Below are 18,164 nucleotides of genomic sequence, written 5' to 3' on the forward strand. Positions count from 1 at the left end.
CAATGGGTCTATAGAGGTGCGACCTAAATGTTTTTAAACAAAAACTTGCTATTATGGTAGTTTCATCTTTGTAATAAGTTAATTAGTAATACACAGAGTGACTAACATTTTACTTCTATGATTTCGTAAGGTTAACTAGAAATGTTTTTATTTCATATGGCTTGATGTAAAACTTAATCTGTTCTTCATGATGTTTCTCTCCAATCACGCGCTCCATTAGATCACATTCCTGCCATGATAAAATGGAAAAGTCACTAGTAAGTGATACTTCCTCACGTTTCCCCGTAAATTCATGAATCCTTACAATTGCTTGATCGCTATTCTCTGCCTTTTTAACCGCATCTATCATCACATGATTGACAGAGCAACGAAACATGGAAAAATCTCCTTCATTGACTCTTCCATTACTAAATATGAGTGGTTTATTTAATGCCCACGCCGCTTCCACGGTTTGCCCTTCGCTCCAATTACCTTGATGAGGAAATAATGCATACGTAAATTCATGATAGCCTTTATCTGCACCTGGATCCGGATGAATCGGCGATTTGAGCAGGGAAAGCCTTATGACATTATCCTTGATATCATAGCCATATTTGCAATCATTTAATAAACTAACGCCATAGCCCTCTTCCGAAAGATCCGCCCACTGATGTCCAACTGTTTCAAATCTTGCATAATCCCAACTTGTATTCCAATGGGTTGGCCGTTTGACATTTCCAAATTGAATATCATACGTTGCCTCTGTTGAACGAATATCAACAGGGAAGGCTACTTTAAGCAAACGTTGATTTTCCTGCCAATCTACAGATGTTTTAAAATCTATACGTCGATGATTTCGATAGACAATCATATCTTGCTGAATAACCGACCGACCATAATTCCAAACAAAACGAATGGTAGCATGTAAGTCGCCAGTTTCAATTACATGAATAGATTGCAATAACGATACTTCCTCCATCTTTTCTTGATAAAATATGTCAATATCCCACGCATCAAACATAAGCGGTTTATCTTCGAATACTTGTAATACATTTCCAATCGTTTCTTTTGCCAGTACTTCTCGATTATTTTTACGATCATACAGACGAGTAATTTGCCCCTTTTCATTCCAAGAAACCATATAAAATGGGGAGATAATCCCGTCTTCAGTATGGTTAAAAACCGGAGCAGCAGCTTGCTTTCGTGCTTCACTTGCAGACTGATACGCTATCCCTTTCCAGCCCATTGCTGGGACGTCTTTAACATAAACATAACAGCCTTCTTCCGTGACCTGTGTAGTTAATAATTTATTGTCACTATCCACCCATTTTCCATTCATATCTATCTGCTCAGACTTACGAATAAATACAGTATCATCTCGATTCCACGGTACAGAATTAAATATTGTCCACTTATTTTTGTCACTCTGAATAATACTTGAAACAGCATCATTCCACGTATTGTTCCCAATATCTTCTGCTTCCTGATACTCTTTCTTAGCATCTTTATATACTTCGTTAATAGAAGAGCCAGGGATGATATCATGAAATTGATTTCGCAATATCGCCTTCCAGCCTATTAATAAGGAAGCATCCGGATAGCGTGAAAAATTATCATGATAAACAGAAGCTATTGTACTAAGCCACTCACTGTCTCTATAAAGTAATTCAAGCTTTCGATTCATTCGCTTCATGAATGCTTGACTGGTATAGGTTCCACGATGAAATTCAAGATACAATTCCCCATCCCATGTATGAACATAGTTCTCGGTTTCTTCCATTGTTTCGTGCAACTTTCGAAAATAATCCTTTGCACGAGACGTTTTCACACGGGGAAGACCAGGTAATTTATCCATCCTGCTTCGCATTTCCAGCATTTCTCTATTTACTCCACCACCACCATCGCCATATCCATAAGAAATCAGTAGATCTTGATTCAGTTGTTTATCCCTATATGCTTCCCATGATTCCTTAATCACTTGTGGTGTCATGAAGCCGTTATATGTATAGTATCTTGAATCTGGCCAAGGCTCTGTCGTGGTAATAAAATGTGTAAGTATTTCACTACCATCTATTCCTCGCCAATAAAACGTATCATGAGGCATTCGATTAAATTGACTCCAGCTTATTTTTGTTGTCATAAATGTCTTAATTCCAGATTTCTTCAATATTTGAGGCAGCGCCCAGCTATATCCAAACACATCCGGTAGCCATAAATATTCACTTTCTATATTTAACTCATCTTTAAAAAACGTTCTTCCTACTAATAGCTGCCGGACAAGTGATTCTCCTGATGGGATATTACAATCAGCTTCTAGCCACATACCTCCATCTGCTTCCCAAGCACCCTCGGCTATTTTTTGTTTGATAGATTCATAGATAGCTGGATAATCTTCTTTTAAATAGGCATATAACTGTGGTTGACTTTGTAAGAATTTATATTCTGGATAGCGCTCCATCAGACGAAGTACTGTGGAAAAAGATCGTGCTGACTTTTCCCTTGTATGCTTTAATCGCCATAACCAAGCTACATCAATATGTGTATGCCCCACAGCATGGAAAGTAACGTGATTTGATTTCTCTAGTGTTTGTAACTGTTCCGTTAAAAAGGTTTGTGCATGATATATCGATTCATAAAAGCTCGAAGCTCCAGGGTTTAACCAATTAATTTTATTGATCGATTGGTTTAGTATTTGTAACAATTGATGCTTCTCCGGCTGATTCTCATTTAATACCTGGATTGTTTCGATCATCGCCTTCGCATCAAAATAAAAACCATCGACGCTTTCATCTAGCCAAGCAACTTCTGCTCTTCGTAACTTATATTCTTGATTAGTAGGATGGCCTCCTCCTTCGAGCCCTGACCATAATCGAAAATCCAAGGCTAGCGTGTTTCCAGCATAATCACTAGAAAGAAAAACCTCTTTATGATTGGAATCAACGCCTTGATAGGGTTGTTTATTCACAAATAATAATGATTCAAATCCTGAATTATTTCCTCCACCTGTGTTACCAAAATCAAAAAAGCCAATTATTTGTTTTTCATCCCACTCTTTTGGAATGGGAACATTTGCAGACAACCATACATATAAATCTCTACCTTCCCACCTGTCTCCGATTCTAATTGTTGTATTGTCACTAATAGAGTTAGGTGGATATGCACCAATCTCACCTTCTTCATCTATACGAAAAGTCCATTCTGCTATTTTTTTCGCATCTCGATATCTGTATACGGAAAGCTCTTCCATTCTTGCTTTTAGTTTTTCTTCTGTTAAAAACACCGTTGTCATCACCTCACTAACAAATTAGCTATGTAAGAACGGCTCGTATGACATTCCAAAAAGACATACGAGCCATTGTTAAAGTACTTTACTATTCAACACGCATCTAGCTTATCCTATACATTTTTTATTAACTATCTGACCATCTGTTATAAGCATCCTGATAAATTTCAATATATTCTTCGATTTGCATGTTTTCAATTGTCTTTATATATTCCTCCCAGTTTGATAATGATTCAACACCTGTTATGAATTTAGCTTCCATTTGCTCTACATAGGATTGCAAATCAACTTCGATCGTATTTGCCTTCTTCTGTTCTTCTGGTGATAAATAAACCAATGGATACGGAACCTCTGCATAAGGCGAAATTTTTTCATTTGTTTCTGTAGCAATAAATTTATCGAATTCAGATAAGGCTCTACCTTCTATCGGGCCACTAATTGTAGGGGTGGAAATCCCATAATCTGGGGTGATCGTGCCACGATAATCTTCTTCCGATTTAAAGCCTTCTGGTACCTCGCGATCAACCTTCTCCCCTCCTTCTTTATCCTTCCACTCCCACATGTAACCTTCAGGGCCACGATTCAAAAATTCGTAGCCTTCCTTAGAGTAAAAATAATCTATCCATCTAATAGAAGCTTCAGGACTAGGATTATTGCTAGTAATCGCAAACGTACCTCTCTGAATAGCAGGGCTTCTAGGGATAATTGCTTTATTTGAAATCGAGCTTGTTAGTGGTTGAAACATCGGATTATTCATTGCCTCTTCTTCAGATTCTCCAGTTGTAAAGAATGAAAAATAGTCAGGGAATACGCCAATTCGATTTTCTTGCCCTTTTGCCTTTTTTTGTTCATCTGATTGCGAAAAGGTCTCTGGATCTAATAATTCTTCTTCATAAAGCTTATTCATAAATGTTAAGTATTCTTTATAGTTTTCGGTAATTGGTGTATACCTTACCTTCCCGTCCACTTCCTCTATTCCCCATTCTTTCATTCCAAATGCTCCTAACAGCCATGGTCTAGAGCTATTCATTTTCACATCAAGAAGCGGAATTTCATCAGCCTTCCCATTACCGTTGGGATCCTCTGTCTTAAATCGCTTTAATAGTTGATAGAACTCGTCTGTTGTTTTAGGTAATTCTTTAACTCCTAATGCATCTAGCCATTTACCGTTATACCATAAAGGTCCTCGATACCAGCTAGAAGTAGGTCCTTCAGCAACGGTCGGTAGTGCATAAATATGACCATCTATTGTTGTTATCGATTTCTTTACATCTGGTCTTTCTTCTAAAAGCTTCTGCAGATTCGGAGCATGATCAGCTATCAGATCTTCCAATGGTACTAATACACCCTGTTCACCATAATCTACTTCCATTGCTGGTGTGAAGTTACTTGAGCCTGCACCATAAATAATGTCTGCTATGTCGCCACTAGCAAATGCTAGATTTAGCTTTGTTTGAAAGTCATTTAACGGAGGTGTAATATACTCAAATTCCATATTTGTCATTTCAGCATATACTTGCAAGGTTGGCATATCACTCCACTCAGCGACACCAGTTCCAGGTGCCATCATGGACAGTTCAAGTTTTTCATCAACAATTGGAAAACCTTCTTCATTTACTTCGACATCAGTAGCCGAAGCAGACTCTTCATTTGTTTCTTTGGATTTACATGCAGCTAAAGTAACTACTAAAAGTCCAGTAATTAACAACAAATATACGATTTTTTTCATCCTACAATCCCCTTTCAGACATGTAATAGATTTCCTAAATGATAAGAAGTGGTCACCTCCTCGCGAATCGATATCACTTCATATTGATTAGCCCTTTAATGAGCCGATGAGAACACCTTTAACAAAATAACGCTGTAGGAAAGGGTAGACGATAATAACAGGAAGGGAAGAGACGATCATAACTCCATATTTAACGATAGCAGCAAGCTGTTGCTTACTATGCATTGCTTCTGCCATGCTTCCTGTCATGTTTGTATTTTGAGAGGCCATTTCCTGTAATACAAGTATTTCTCTTAGTACGAGTTGAAGTGGATACATTTCCTTATCCGATAAGTAGATTAATGCATTAAAGTAGCTGTTCCAATGTCCTACTCCATAAAATAATGCCATTACAGCAATAATTGGAGCGGATAGAGGTAGAATAATCTTTGTAAACAACTTAAAATTTGAGGCCCCATCTATTATTGCAGCTTCCTCTAACCCTTTAGGGATAGAAGTTTGAAAAAACACACGAGCAATTACAATATTCCAAACAGCGGCAGCATTTGGTAAAACCATTGCCCAAATCGTATCAATGAGTCCTAAGCTCTTAACAACTAAATACGTTGGGATTAATCCACCACTAAAAAACATGGTTAATACAAACATACCCATTAATAAATTTCTCCCTGCTAAATCTTTTCTTGATAGAGCATAAGCCGCTGGAATAGTAACTCCTAAATTAATGACGGTTCCTAAAACGGTGTATAGAATCGTATTTAAATATCCTCGCCAAATATCATCATTTTGAAATATTAACTTATATCCCTCTAGCGTTATTTCCTTTGGAAACAACCACATCTCACCAGTATTAACAGCTGATGGATTACTTATTGATGCACTAATAATGTAAATTAATGGATACAGCACAATCAATAATGCCGCAGTAAGAAATAATAGAACCAACGCTTTAAACGCCTTATCTTTTTTTGTATCTTGGATTGCTGAGCCCATATAGTCTGTCCCTCCCTACCAAAGACTAGTCTCACTTGTTTTTCTTGCAATTTGGTTTACCGTTACAAGTAGAATCGCATTAATGACTGCATTAAATAAACCGACTGCAGCAGCAAAACTATACTGTGCATCTAATAAACCTGCTTGATAGACAAATGTTGCAATAACATTTGAAGATTCAAGATTAAGTGGATTTTGTAGTAATAATATTTTTTCAAAGCCCATTGCCATAATATTTCCTACGTTCATTATTAATAAGATAATCATAGTGGGAACAATTGCTGGGATGTTAATATGCCAGATACGTTGAAATCTAGATGCTCCATCTACAATCGCAGCCTCATGATGCTGCGGATCTACACTTGATAATGCGGCAAGATAAATAATCGTACCCCAACCTGTACTTTGCCATACGCCTGATAATACATATACGGTTTTAAACCAAGCAGGATCACTTAAGAAAGCAATTGGTTCAAAACCAAGTAATTGTATAGCATGATTGATAATTCCTGTGGCGGGAGATAGAAAAGCAATTATCATACCAGCCATGACAACGACGGAAATAAAATGGGGCGCATATGTAACCGTTTGTACCGTTCTTTTATACAATCCATCCTTCGCTTCATTTAAAGCTAATGCTAAGATAATCGGTAGTGGAAAACCAACGATTAATTCATATATACTAATGCCTAACGTATTCTTAATTAAATCCCAGAAATAATAGGATTCAAAAAATCGAGTAAAGTGTTCAAATCCTACCCATTCGCTCCCCCATATGCCTAATGTAGGAATAAAATTCTTAAAGGCAATTTGCACACCATACATTGGGATATAATGAAAGATGAAAAAGTATAAAAACGCTGGCAGGACAAATATATATAGCTGCCAATTCTGTAGGATCTTTCTATTCTTTCGATGTTTTTTAGGTTTGTTAATCTTATTGCTTTTACTGAAAGCTTCACCCTCAACAGGGTAAGCCTGCATTTCTTCCTCTCTTAACGGAGAATTAGCTGTGCCCACGTATTTGCCCTCCTTCCAATTTAAGAAACTGCTTACATGTTATATTTTTCAGAAAATACAATCAATATGTGATTTTCATTATAGCTTGTCAGCCAGTTTGTACACATACCGTTTATCAAGGGGTTCACCAATTGTACTATGTTACATTTGTTTTAATATGTTCCGTTTTACATTTCATCGTTTTGATAAAGTGTATCGGTGGGGACAAAAATGTTTTAATCAAAAAAACAAACAACTAGAAATGATCGTTGCTATGAACTACTCAAGAAATATACTTCGCTTTTTTTCGTGGGACGCTCGTGCGCTATGGGGTCTCACTGATGCCTTTCCTCCTGCAGGAGCACTAATCGAATTGCTCGAAAAATTCCAAATACTGGAGCCTATCCAAAAAACATTATTGTAGAAGCATTCGGTGATTTTCATTTTTAACTCCTGTTTCAAATCTTGACGATGCTGAGACTTGGTGTAATAGAATGATTGTTTAGGCTTATAATTCCTCTTTATCTAACCGACAACAAATGGTGGCATGGCCAAACGGTTAAGGCGAATGTCTGCAAAACCTTGACTCTCGGTTCAAATCCGAGTGCCACCTCCACTGGTTGCAGCCAGATTAAAATTATAAGAAGATGAAACTATGTTAGTTGGAATTACGCTTGATCGTGAGGTGGAAGTAAAAGTAAGTGTTATTGATGACAGCTATCGAGATAGTGAGATTCCAGAATCAAACAAAGATTTGTCAGACAATCCAAAGTTTGATTCGGAAAATAAAATTACACCATATGCATGGTGGTCAAAGGATGGTTGTTTTCCAGGAGGCTATCAACACTGTGGAGGGAATTATGGTTAACCGCCTCGAGATCATGGTAGTAGCGCACCAATTAATTATACGGATAGTTGCTGCGTACTTCATGATAAATGTTATAAAAAGATAGGATTAAGAAGTGTAGTTGTAATACCATGCTTTACAACTGTGGAGAAACTGATGATACATAGACAGCAGCAGAAATTCGATTTTGCAGATAAACGTTGCTAATATTCAACCACAAAAGAATGCGTAACATGAAAGCATCCTTTGTTTTTTTACTTTTTGAATTTTAATTGTTGCAAAACAAAAATCAGAATCAAAGAAACAGGAGAGGCTATGAATAAAGATGCGCTTATCACTCCTAGTTGCATTCCTTCCCACTGACCAACTATAGTACTTATAATAAATAAAATGATACTAAATAAAATGAATATAAGTGGAACAAGAAACTTCATTTGTTTTAAAGGTAAGGAGATAATGACTATAACAACGATAAATACTAGTGTTAGTCCTAATAGACTTTTCAAAGATTACACCCCAACTTGTTTTATATTTTACTTTTAACCATATTCTAAATCCAAAAATATAATATTGAAAACATGTTAAAAGGGAGAGAGAATGAAAACGTTTTAGATAAGCAAAAGAAAATTAGAAATGATAATGATGTATTTTCTCCGTACAGCTCCATAATAATCTCCTTAATAATTCACTAATTTTTTCGAATTCCTAATCACCTAAAATGTTCATTATTTAAAATCGAACAACAATGTTGATTGCATATTTGTAAAGCCTGTATAGTACTGTTACCTAATTCATCACTATAGATAATCATATCAAGCTCAGTATGACAGCTTATTGTTTCACATTTGGAAATATTAGCGATATGATTAACCCCGAACCAAGCTCTGATTTTGCATCCAACTGAATTGCCAAATCATAAGCCATCTTGCTCACTAAGAAGAGTCCCATACCTGTCGATTGTCTTGTATAAGTACCTCTCCTTCCAGTAAAGCCCTTATCAAAAATAAATGGTAAATCCTCTTCATATACACCAGGTCCATTATCACTAATATTTAAAAAAGTTTGATCACTCACTTTGTCATAAACCGTTTCAAATTTCAAAATTGGACTATCCTCATTCTGTGGAACGTGTTTAGTACTATTAGCGATTATTTGTTCTAATATAAAAGCTAATCCTTTGCGGTCAGAAAAAATTTCCATTTCTTCACCTATGAATTGTATTTGAAAACCCGATTCATCTATTAGTGTTTGATGGTCTTCAATTGTCTTTTTACAAAATGCTAGTAAATTTATAGACTCAAAAATATAATCTTTATGAGTAGCCCCAAGTCTTGCAAAATACAAAATTCGCTCTACGTCTCCAAGCATTTGATTCCTAATATGAAGCATACGCTGCCTAACAAAGGGAGATATTTCATCACTGCGGTTATCTAATACCAATGTCATCAATGACAGGGGCTTTTTAATTTCATGAACCCATCCTTCTATATAATTTTCATAATCATTCAACTCAATGACTTGATCATTAAGTTTTGACTGATATGATCTTATGACACTTCCCATTCTACGGATATATGACCAATTTGTCTTAGGAGATAGCTGACATAATATTTCTTCGTTCGCCCCGTTCGGTTCTAATAAAAAATCTTGAAAGACAGCTTCTATAATTTTTTGCTTTCTAATGATGATGAATACGGACAACGATATCATTGTTAGAGTAAAAATAATCATTAGTCCTACTAACACCTTAAAGGTTTCTGGGTAAGCCAACCAGGCTAGAAAGATAAATAGAAGATCTGTAGTAATTAAAATAAGAAACCATAGTTTATAAGCATGAAAACAATCATAGATTTGCTTTATCCATTTCATGGTTTCACCTACCCCTAAGTCGATAACCTTGACCCCTTATTGTCTCAATATGATTCTCCAAGTCTATTTGCCGTAGTGTTTTTCGTAAGCGAGTCAGATTTACTTGAAGAGCATTTTCATCTATATATTGCTCCGTTCCCCATAAAAGTTCACTTAATGTTGACTTGGATACAATCTCAGGTCTATGCTCCACTAGAGCCAATAAAATTCTTCCTTCATTAGCTGATAATAACAACGACCGAGATCCCTTATACAAAGTAAAGGTATTCGGGTCTAGCGAAAAACTGCCACCATCTACTAACTTTGGTTGCTCTTTAAATCTTCTGAGCAAGTTCTGAATACGCGCTAACAATCTATTTCGATTACATGGTTTTATGAGGTAATCATCTGCGCCTAAATGAAAACCATGTAATTCATCTTGTAACTTATCTCTAGATGTAAGAATCAATATGGGACCAATCCCTTTTGATTTTAGACTTTTGCATATTTCAAATCCTGATTGTTCCGGTAAATTGATATCTAATAAGACTAAGTCTGGTACCAAAGTAGCTATTTGAAGTGCTATATCTTGAAAATCTTCCATTGCTACCGCTTCATACCCTTCTTTTTGCAATATATCCATTAACTCTTCTCTCATTAATAAATCATCTTCAACAATTGTAATCCTCGCCACTTTAGCACCTCCTTTGACTTCTCCTTAATCGATATTTGGCTTCCAACGCAATTTATCAATTTCATGATCTGCTGAACGTGCTACTGCTACGCCATAAATCACAAAAATGCCGAGTACAAGACAGGCAAAGGTAAGGGCAATCGGATACAGTAACACTTGATCATCGAAGTAAATAATAACAAATGAAATCATAGCCCTTATGCCAACCGCTCCACTGACGCATGCGAGAGACATAGGTAACAGAAAAGTCAGCAACACCTGTCTATGCACCGATTGTTTCATTTGCTTACGTTTTGCCCCCAACACGGAAAGCGTTACATAGCGTTGTCCAGTCTGCTTCATCTGCGTCAAAAATTGTAAAGCTATTACCGTACAGGCAATAATTAAGAATAAGAATCCCAAATATAGTGTCGTATAACTTCCAGCAACAACGTAGAAAAGTTTCCGTCCAAAGTTTTGTAAATAACTTTCAAACTCGAAGCCTGAGGATTGTAATAAATCTCTAGCCTCCATCATTGCCTTCATTAAACCTTGCTGTTCTTGCAGCTTTTGTGGAATGCAAAAATTCCAATAAGACACATAGGTTTCCGTATCTAGTAATTGTTCAAACATTTGATCGGGGACGATAAATGCTGAGGTAATTTCTACGGAACGATCTGCTACTAATCCTCTCATTGGAATTGATGGGTGTATAAATACTTCCTGATCATTAATGCTCATTAAACTTTGCCTTTCTTCTAGAGCATCCTCAAGAATACGATCTAGTACAGGCATAATGTCTACATCATCCATAGGCATAAAATCTGGATTAAAGTATAAAGCAATTTCATCTGAATCTAGGTTCAGTGGTGTCTCTCCTATCGCCTCTAAAAGCCCATTATAAGATGTTTCAGGAATGAGGTAGGGTTTTGTTGCATCGATTTCTAGTACCCCAAAAAGATTAAGTGCTTCAGGATTCTCTGAACTGATATCATAATATTGCATTTCTCCAGATAAAATTTGCTCTCTATAGTTGCTTGGCAAAGCCATAATTAGTTGCTCTCTTAATTTTGACCAGTCTACCAACGATAAAGGCAAGTCGTCTTCCCCATGTTCATCTTGATATTTCATTTGTCCAATTTCAAGAAAATTTAAGTCCTCTACATATGATACCATTTTTTCTGACGTAAGAAATTGCTCAGCCTTTTGATTATCGCTATTAACAGTAAAATCATAGATCGCGGGACCTCTAGTATAAACATTTTCTAACCCCATGATAGTCGAAGCACCATCTGTTAGCAAAATGATAGCGAGCATAATGAGAATCGATGTTACTGCAACAGAAGTAGATCGATTTGCTATGTTTTCTTGAAACTGCCTTAATGTAAATGTGTGCAGACCTTTCGTCGATTTACGCTCGGACATGTTTGCCAATAAGCCTAGTAATTTTGCAAATCCTCTCATAAAAAGGATTGTTCCTAAACTTCCGAGAGCCAATGCCGCGAACAAAATCAGTCCTGCAAAATCCATAAAACGGTATAAAACAATCCAATATGCAGCGCCTAATAAGATAGAACCTACTAATATATTGATAACGTTGCCTTTCAAATGCCCCATATCTTGTTTCTTATCCATTTGCTCATAAAGTAATTGATGTACCTCTTGATTAAATAATCTTCCCCCAAGAATGGCTAACGCTATAAACTGGATGAATAGAAAACCAACTATGGTAAAGAAAATCGCACCTACCGACAAGCTGATTTGATGACCGATAATTCCCTGCCCGACTAATTTAGATACCGTCAAGCTGATTATTTCTGCTAAAAATCCGCCTATCAAAATGCCTCCAATAAGTGCCAAAATAGAAGTAATAAACCCCTCGGCTAAAAGTTGAAGAATAAGGCGTTCCTTGCGCATTCCTAACATGAGGTAGAGCCCAAACTCTTTACTCCTTCGATTTAATTGGTACCGATTAGCAAATAAAGTTAAGAAAAATAATAAAAATAATGAAAATAGATACACAATTGGCATTTGAGCTAAAAGTTTATCAATCGCATCACTTTCAAACTCCTTTAAGAATAAAATAACATCTTGTCTCCCAAGTGAAAGAATGATATAAAACGAGGCTACTGCTGTTACAAGTGTTGCAAAGTAGATTAAATTCTCCTTACGATTTCGTTTAGCATTACGATAAATCAACCTAGAGAACATTTACACTTCCTCCTCCAAGCTGAGCTAGTAAATGCAAAATTCTCTCATAAAATTTCTCTTGTGACTCATCATGTTTGCGGCGCAGTTCATGAAATATCACACCATCTTGAATAAAAAGGATTCTAGAACAAAAACTTGCAGCATTAGGATCGTGGCTGACCATTAAAATTGTTCTTCCTCTACTTCTATTAATACCTTCCAACTTATTCATTAATGTTCTTGCAGAGCGTGTGTCTAATGCTCCAGTCGGTTCGTCTGCAAGAACAATGTCTGGATTAGAAATCAAACTACGTGCAGCAGCTACCCTTTGCTTTTGTCCTCCAGACATCTGAGATGGAAATTTATTAAGAATATCTGTAATTTCTAAAAAAAACGCTAGATCATCTAATTTAGTGTGTGCTTTTGCAAAATCTATCCCATGAATAGATAATGGTAATAGTATATTTTCTTGTCCAGTTAGATTATCCAGTAATTCAAAGTCTTGAAACAAATATCCAATTCGACTACCGCGATACTCGGCTAAATCCTTACTGTCAAAAGCACTGATGTTTTCACCATTTAAAAGTACACGCCCCGATGTTGGTTTTATTATTGTTGCAATACAGTTTAATAAAGTAGTTTTACCAGATCCACTTGGTCCCATTATTCCTAAGAATTCTCCAGGAAGAACATCAAAACTAACACCATTTAAAGCTTTTGTTATATTGTTTTTCTTTCCGTAGTTTTTTTGTAAGTCTTGAACTTCTAGTAATTTTCCTTGTCTGACCACTGTATCAAACACCTTCCTTATTATGCTATTTCGAAATTATAATCGAATTGAGTTATACACATTATAACCAGCATAAAAGACTAGAAACACTTACAAATATTGAAAGGAAAAATAAGAGAAGTTGCTTCGGTATTTTTTATCAATATAAATTGCACCTCAATAGCTCAATTATTGAAAGGCATTGCGTAGGGTACTTTATACAAAAGAACAAAGCATTCAACTGATTTCTAAATTAAATCCAATGATTACTCAAAATGAACGAGCAAACGGAAAAAGCTATTCCTGACCAGCCAATGGGAGAACAAATGCAGATTGATTTTGGTCATACAAAACAAAGAACACCTGACAATCAAGAGGTGAAGCTGAGGTTTATCGCATTTGTTTTGTCTAACTCGAGATACAAATATAAAAAATGGTTAGACAGACCTTTCACTACCCAGGATGTGATGGAAGCACATGAAGATGCATTTCGGTGGTATGGAGGAATCCCAAGAGAAATCGTTTATGATCAGGATAATTTAATCGTGGTCAGTGAAAATGGCGGGGATCTTATCTTAACGAAAGAGTTTGAACATTATAAGGAAACCAGGCGTTTAAACCTTCGTTTTTGAGATGGAGTTATATACAACATTCCAATTTGAAAAAATAATTTTTATCCTTTTGCCTAAAATTTATGTACTTAATCAAGGCATTTAGCGTAAAATTAATTTACGCAATAATTGTTCTTATTTTGATGCAGTATTACGGGTGGCGTCAAGAAAATGCGGATTTACAACACTAAGCACATTTCCCTGACGCCATCCGAGAATAGACTCTTAAAATCGAGAATTAATTTTCCTGTAACTCTTTCACTTTTCTATAAAATGTTGTCTTTTTATCCTCTGTCGTAGTCAATGATTCTCATTATGAGAATCAAAAAGTATTAGATATGCAAAAAACTCAGGTGTTTCTTGATTAACATGAGATGTGTCGATTCCACGTTCGATAAGCATATCCACTTTTAGTTCTTCGCAATTGGAGGTTATTGCATTTAACTGGGATTCAATAATGACAAGTATTCTTTCATTATCAGATGCAATCCTCATATGATTGTAGTAATGATCACTTTTTTCATTTCTTACTACTTCATACGAAATGAAATTTAAGTTATCCAAGTTAGATTTTATAGGGGCGTTTTTGTGTGCATTAATATAGTTAAGGATTGTCATTTTTAAGAAAATAACTTCGGATTCTGATAATTCTGTTTCGGCAATATCTAATTTTTTTTGAAATGCGGAGATAACGTCATTAACTGATTGTAACGGTCGAATCCTATGGGAATATTGCTGCTTCAAATATGCTTTGTACTCATCATGATCCACGTAATCACCTCAATAAAAAAAGAAATAAGAGATGCTCTAGTGAACATCTCGATATTATTACTCTATAGCATATAATCGCATAGAGTACTTTAACTATACCAACAGTTACTTCTAATCTGTACCTTAGTTTCTTTAATCAATAAGTATAAAGTTTTATTGAATTGGCCATTGTCCAATAATATTCGTGGCACTCAACCAACCGGAGCTTGTTACATATACCATTAGACCAGAATCTGAGACTCTTACTTTTGTTTGGTTTGTTGGTACATTTGCAGTGCCGATATAAGTAGTGTGATAAGTAGATGCTATGCCAAAATTATAAGTTTTTGCTGGAAATGATTTATATACCGTACGATTAAGTACTGAACTGTGCATGATATCCATTTTACTGAACTTTACAGCATTAGCAGCCTTATTCCCAGCATAAGTTAAGTATACATAAACTTGAGTAGAATTATCAGATGCTCTTATAAAAACTGGTGTAATCGTGCCTAGAGTTGCTTGAGTAGAAATTGAATCTTGAGATTCGTTGTTAGTGATTTGAGCTGGAGTACCGTCAGGATTTGGAGTGTTGAGTGTATTTTGAATAATTTCAAGATGTGCTGGAGTGATATTGTTTGACGTATTTTGTTGTACTGATTCTGCAAAAGTCGTGGATGAAGCTGAAAAAACAAGAAAAAACCCTAATAAAACAACGAATAATTTTCTCATAAAAAAATCCTCTTTTTAAATTTTTTGAGCGCTCTTATATTACATAATTCTACATATAAATCTAAAACCCTTTTAAAAAAGTAATAATTTTTAAAAAAGATAAATTGTTGAAGTATCTTGAGTCATCGCTTTTTCCCCCCTTCAACATGCTATATTGTTAATTATCTTCAGTTTGCTTAGCTTAATAAATAGAATCAATATGTTCTTATCTTATAATTGTAATCATTCTGCTATCCAGACGTATATAAAGCATCGTTAGCCATCCACTATGTACAGTTTTTTTACAGTATGTGATTTTTGATATGCTTAACAATAGCTAATTACAGGCATTAAGTGAAACTTCCATCAGTGGGGGGCTTACTGCAAGCTATATGTAGGATAAAACTACTCCGAACTACGATCCGGATAAAACTTTACTCGGATTATAATTCGGAGCTTCCTTATTTGCATGTCTGTTTGCCTCTCATAGATGGAGCCACTCAAACTCATCTATTCAATTTACGATATTGCCCTGGAGTAACACCTATAATTTTTTTAAATTTACGAGTGAAATTGGCAACATCCTTATAGCCAACCTGCACAACGATATCTTTAATTGGCTGTTGCGTCTCTTTTAGCTGTTTTTTAACATTCTCCATTCGCAGTTCCTGTACGTATTGCGTAAAGGTAACCCCTGTCTGCTCTTTTATAAACCTACTAAGATAAGAAACAGAGAGTTTAAATTTTAGGGCAATACTTTCCAAGGACAGCTCATAGTGTTGATAGTTTTCCTGAATATACGCTAAAATATCATTGCGAAGCTGGTCATTATGACTTTCCTTTTTGCCTTTTACTTCTTGGCAAATGTCTAAGACCAATGTTTCCAATCTTGTATGTAACTGCTCAATGGAATAAAAGTCTACTATCCGATTAAAATCTTGAATATTATTACTCAAACCCGTTTCCGAGATCGTTTTAACGATTGTATTGATTATGTCAAAGCAAATACATTTTAAAACTTGAATGGAATAATCATTATGATCTAACTTGGAAAAAATGTGACGCAATGTTTCAATTGCTACAACCTTATCACCCTGTTTTATACTTTGAATAATCTTTATCTGCTCTTCCTTTGGATAACCAAGAGACTGCTCTGGCTCTAGACTAATATCCTCAAAATAAATAATACTGCCTGGAGGATTTATGAATTTATATTCAATCGTTGCAAGCGCCTCAATGTAGGATCGATTTATTTGTATTTTCTCCGTATAAAGACCTCCTACTCCAATCGTAGGCTCTATCAACGAGAATTCCTTGATAAACTGTCGAATTTCTAGTACTAATTGCTTTCGTAATTCGCTAGGCTGCTTTGCGCTTTCTTCTATACTGATAATCACCGCCATTGCATCATTATATAAAAGATCTATTCCATGAGCATTAGCATTTTCAAATGACATATCAGACAATTTATTAAATAAATTCTCACGTTCTAACATATTAGCTTCATGAAACATTCCTTTATCGAAATAAATAATTCCAACAAAATAGGTACCACCCTTCAGGTCTATTTGTAATGCCTTGGAAAGAGTCTCTATTTCTTCTTTAGTCGGAATATCGCCTTTTAACAGCTTTACAAAAAACTGATCCCTTGCAAATGGCTTTTGCATATACATTGCCTCATTTAAGGTTTGATGATCCTCAAATACATTTGTAATGGTTTGTCTTATCGTTTCTAGTTCATTACCTCCTTCCATTTCTTGCGTATTATTTTTTCCTTTTCTCGTAATTTCAACGATATTTCGAATCGGTTTGTATTGATTGTTACCAAGTAAAATTGCCAATATAAAACCTATAATAAATATAATAACTAATAATATAAAAACTATTAAACTAGTATTTCCCAACCGCTTAAAAAATTGATTGCTATCCATTACGGTAATGAATTTCCAATTACTCATATCGGATTTAACAGACACCATCGAATAGTCTTTACCATCTATCGTTACATTGTTAATTCCGCTTCTACTTGAAGAAGCATAATCAACTTTCTTTATATTTATAGAATCATCATTAATACTGGAGGCAATAATTTGATTGTCTTCATTAATAATATATGCATTCCCCTCAAAATCACCAAGGATATTTTGAATAAGATCTGTCATTTTTCTTTCTTTTATAAAATACATGACTGTACCATAGGGACTTGGATTCCCAGGAGAAATAGGAAATAAATAAGCAATCATATTCTCATGTTCATCCTCGTTAATTACAACATGATCGATTGGCTTAATAAACGGAATTGTTGAATGTAAATCATTTAGTAAATCTTGCTTTTTCCATTCATTAAAACGGTACTTATTATTCAGTAAAGCATCGATGGAATAGGAGCCATGCGTTGAATATATTGTTTCTGCATTATGGTAATAAATAAACAATTCCTCAATAATGGAACTATTCGCTTTATATTTGTTTAATTCATCAATAGCCTCTCCACCATAATAATTATGGCTAAACATATATGGCGTCAATCTTGGATCATATGAAATTCTCGCTGCTAATGTTTCTAACTCCTTCATTCGCTCATTGGTTATGTTTTCAACCTGCTCCAATTTATTAATATTGGATTGTTCTATTTCCTTTCGTAGGCTGGAAACCGAGTTATAATAAATTATCATGCTCATAAGAAGAAAAGGTACAAGAAATATAAATAAATAAGAAATAATATATTTATATAACAGTCTAGGCTTTTTCCAATATCTCCACATAATCTCCCCCCTTATAA

General features: G+C 35.3%; 13 protein-coding genes, 1 tRNA gene and 1 pseudogene. 3 read left to right on the forward strand and 12 right to left on the reverse strand.

What is annotated here, in order from left to right:
* Positions 1-115 precede the first annotated feature (115 nt).
* The 4 genes from JUJ52_RS01560 to JUJ52_RS01575 form a co-directional block, all read right to left on the reverse strand.
* The gene (locus tag JUJ52_RS01560) at positions 116-3,259 is read right to left on the reverse strand and encodes an alpha-mannosidase (RefSeq protein ID WP_205389053.1); all 3,144 of its coding nucleotides are present in this window, start codon (positions 3,257-3,259) and stop codon (positions 116-118) included.
* A 130-nt stretch (positions 3,260-3,389) separates the two neighbouring features.
* A complete protein-coding gene (locus JUJ52_RS01565; RefSeq protein WP_205389056.1) occupies positions 3,390-4,991 on the reverse strand; it encodes an extracellular solute-binding protein in 1,602 nt (533 codons plus the stop codon).
* A gap of 87 nt (positions 4,992-5,078) precedes the next feature.
* Positions 5,079-5,984 carry a carbohydrate ABC transporter permease gene (locus JUJ52_RS01570; RefSeq protein WP_121603860.1) on the reverse strand — a complete coding sequence of 302 codons (906 nt, stop codon included), beginning with the start codon at positions 5,982-5,984 and terminating at the stop codon, positions 5,079-5,081.
* A gap of 15 nt (positions 5,985-5,999) precedes the next feature.
* Complete coding sequence (locus JUJ52_RS01575; protein WP_226983558.1) at positions 6,000-7,004, reverse strand: ABC transporter permease; 1,005 nt, start codon at positions 7,002-7,004, stop codon at positions 6,000-6,002.
* 520 nt (positions 7,005-7,524) lie between these two features.
* Here JUJ52_RS01575 and JUJ52_RS01580 point away from each other — a divergent pair.
* Both JUJ52_RS01580 and JUJ52_RS01585 read left to right on the forward strand, forming a co-directional pair.
* Positions 7,525-7,599, forward strand: a tRNA-Cys gene (locus JUJ52_RS01580).
* A 39-nt stretch (positions 7,600-7,638) separates the two neighbouring features.
* Positions 7,639-7,851, forward strand: coding sequence for a hypothetical protein (locus tag JUJ52_RS01585; protein WP_166530158.1), 213 nt, complete (start codon positions 7,639-7,641; stop codon positions 7,849-7,851).
* A 233-nt stretch (positions 7,852-8,084) separates the two neighbouring features.
* On the opposite strand, the gene JUJ52_RS23665 is transcribed toward JUJ52_RS01585, so the two are convergent.
* From JUJ52_RS23665 to JUJ52_RS01605, 5 genes are all read right to left on the reverse strand, one after another.
* On the reverse strand, positions 8,085-8,336 hold the full coding sequence (locus JUJ52_RS23665; protein WP_281950024.1) for a YesK family protein: 252 nt from the start codon (positions 8,334-8,336) through the stop codon (positions 8,085-8,087).
* A 325-nt stretch (positions 8,337-8,661) separates the two neighbouring features.
* Positions 8,662-9,699 carry a sensor histidine kinase gene (locus JUJ52_RS01590; protein ID WP_121603862.1) on the reverse strand — a complete coding sequence of 346 codons (1,038 nt, stop codon included), beginning with the start codon at positions 9,697-9,699 and terminating at the stop codon, positions 8,662-8,664.
* Positions 9,700-9,703: 4 nt separating this feature from the next.
* Entirely contained in the window at positions 9,704-10,372 is a 669-nt protein-coding gene (locus tag JUJ52_RS23555) for a response regulator transcription factor (protein ID WP_205389060.1), read from the reverse strand.
* A 24-nt stretch (positions 10,373-10,396) separates the two neighbouring features.
* Positions 10,397-12,562, reverse strand: a complete 2,166-nt coding sequence (locus JUJ52_RS01600; protein WP_205389062.1) for an ABC transporter permease — start codon at positions 12,560-12,562, stop codon at positions 10,397-10,399.
* On the reverse strand, positions 12,552-13,331 hold the full coding sequence (locus tag JUJ52_RS01605; RefSeq protein ID WP_205389063.1) for an ABC transporter ATP-binding protein: 780 nt from the start codon (positions 13,329-13,331) through the stop codon (positions 12,552-12,554). The genes JUJ52_RS01600 and JUJ52_RS01605 overlap by 11 nt, the downstream gene beginning before the upstream one ends.
* Positions 13,332-13,603: 272 nt before the next feature.
* Here JUJ52_RS01605 and JUJ52_RS01610 point away from each other — a divergent pair.
* Positions 13,604-13,933, forward strand: a pseudogene (locus tag JUJ52_RS01610) (IS21 family transposase); the annotation flags it as partial.
* A gap of 288 nt (positions 13,934-14,221) precedes the next feature.
* On the opposite strand, the gene JUJ52_RS01615 reads toward JUJ52_RS01610, so the two are convergent.
* From JUJ52_RS01615 to JUJ52_RS01625, 3 genes are all read right to left on the reverse strand, one after another.
* The gene (locus tag JUJ52_RS01615) at positions 14,222-14,692 is read right to left on the reverse strand and encodes a hypothetical protein (protein WP_228088588.1); all 471 of its coding nucleotides are present in this window, start codon (positions 14,690-14,692) and stop codon (positions 14,222-14,224) included.
* Positions 14,693-14,845: 153 nt separating this feature from the next.
* Positions 14,846-15,403 carry a hypothetical protein gene (locus JUJ52_RS01620; RefSeq protein ID WP_166530163.1) on the reverse strand — a complete coding sequence of 186 codons (558 nt, stop codon included), beginning with the start codon at positions 15,401-15,403 and terminating at the stop codon, positions 14,846-14,848.
* 485 nt (positions 15,404-15,888) lie between these two features.
* Positions 15,889-18,147 (reverse strand): helix-turn-helix domain-containing protein, encoded by a 2,259-nt coding sequence (locus JUJ52_RS01625; RefSeq protein ID WP_121603880.1) that lies wholly within the window; start codon positions 18,145-18,147, stop codon positions 15,889-15,891.
* Positions 18,148-18,164: the final 17 nt, after the last annotated feature.

The organism is Virgibacillus sp. AGTR (assembly GCF_016919725.2).
Lineage (GTDB): Bacteria > Bacillota > Bacilli > Bacillales > Amphibacillaceae > Virgibacillus > Virgibacillus salarius.

Excerpts from the sequence above, each read along its gene's own strand:
- JUJ52_RS01565 (WP_205389056.1), bottom strand. The coding sequence starts at position 4,991 with ATGAAAAAAATCGTATATTTGTTGTTAATTACTGGACTTTTAGTAGTT.
- JUJ52_RS01570 (WP_121603860.1), bottom strand. The coding sequence starts at position 5,984 with ATGGGCTCAGCAATCCAAGATACAAAAAAAGATAAGGCGTTTAAAGCG.
- JUJ52_RS01585 (WP_166530158.1), top strand. The coding sequence starts at position 7,639 with ATGTTAGTTGGAATTACGCTTGATCGTGAGGTGGAAGTAAAAGTAAGT.
- JUJ52_RS01590 (WP_121603862.1), bottom strand. The coding sequence starts at position 9,699 with ATGAAATGGATAAAGCAAATCTATGATTGTTTTCATGCTTATAAACTA.
- JUJ52_RS01600 (WP_205389062.1), bottom strand. The coding sequence starts at position 12,562 with ATGTTCTCTAGGTTGATTTATCGTAATGCTAAACGAAATCGTAAGGAG.
- JUJ52_RS01620 (WP_166530163.1), bottom strand. The coding sequence starts at position 15,403 with ATGAGAAAATTATTCGTTGTTTTATTAGGGTTTTTTCTTGTTTTTTCA.
- JUJ52_RS01625 (WP_121603880.1), bottom strand. The coding sequence starts at position 18,147 with ATGTGGAGATATTGGAAAAAGCCTAGACTGTTATATAAATATATTATT.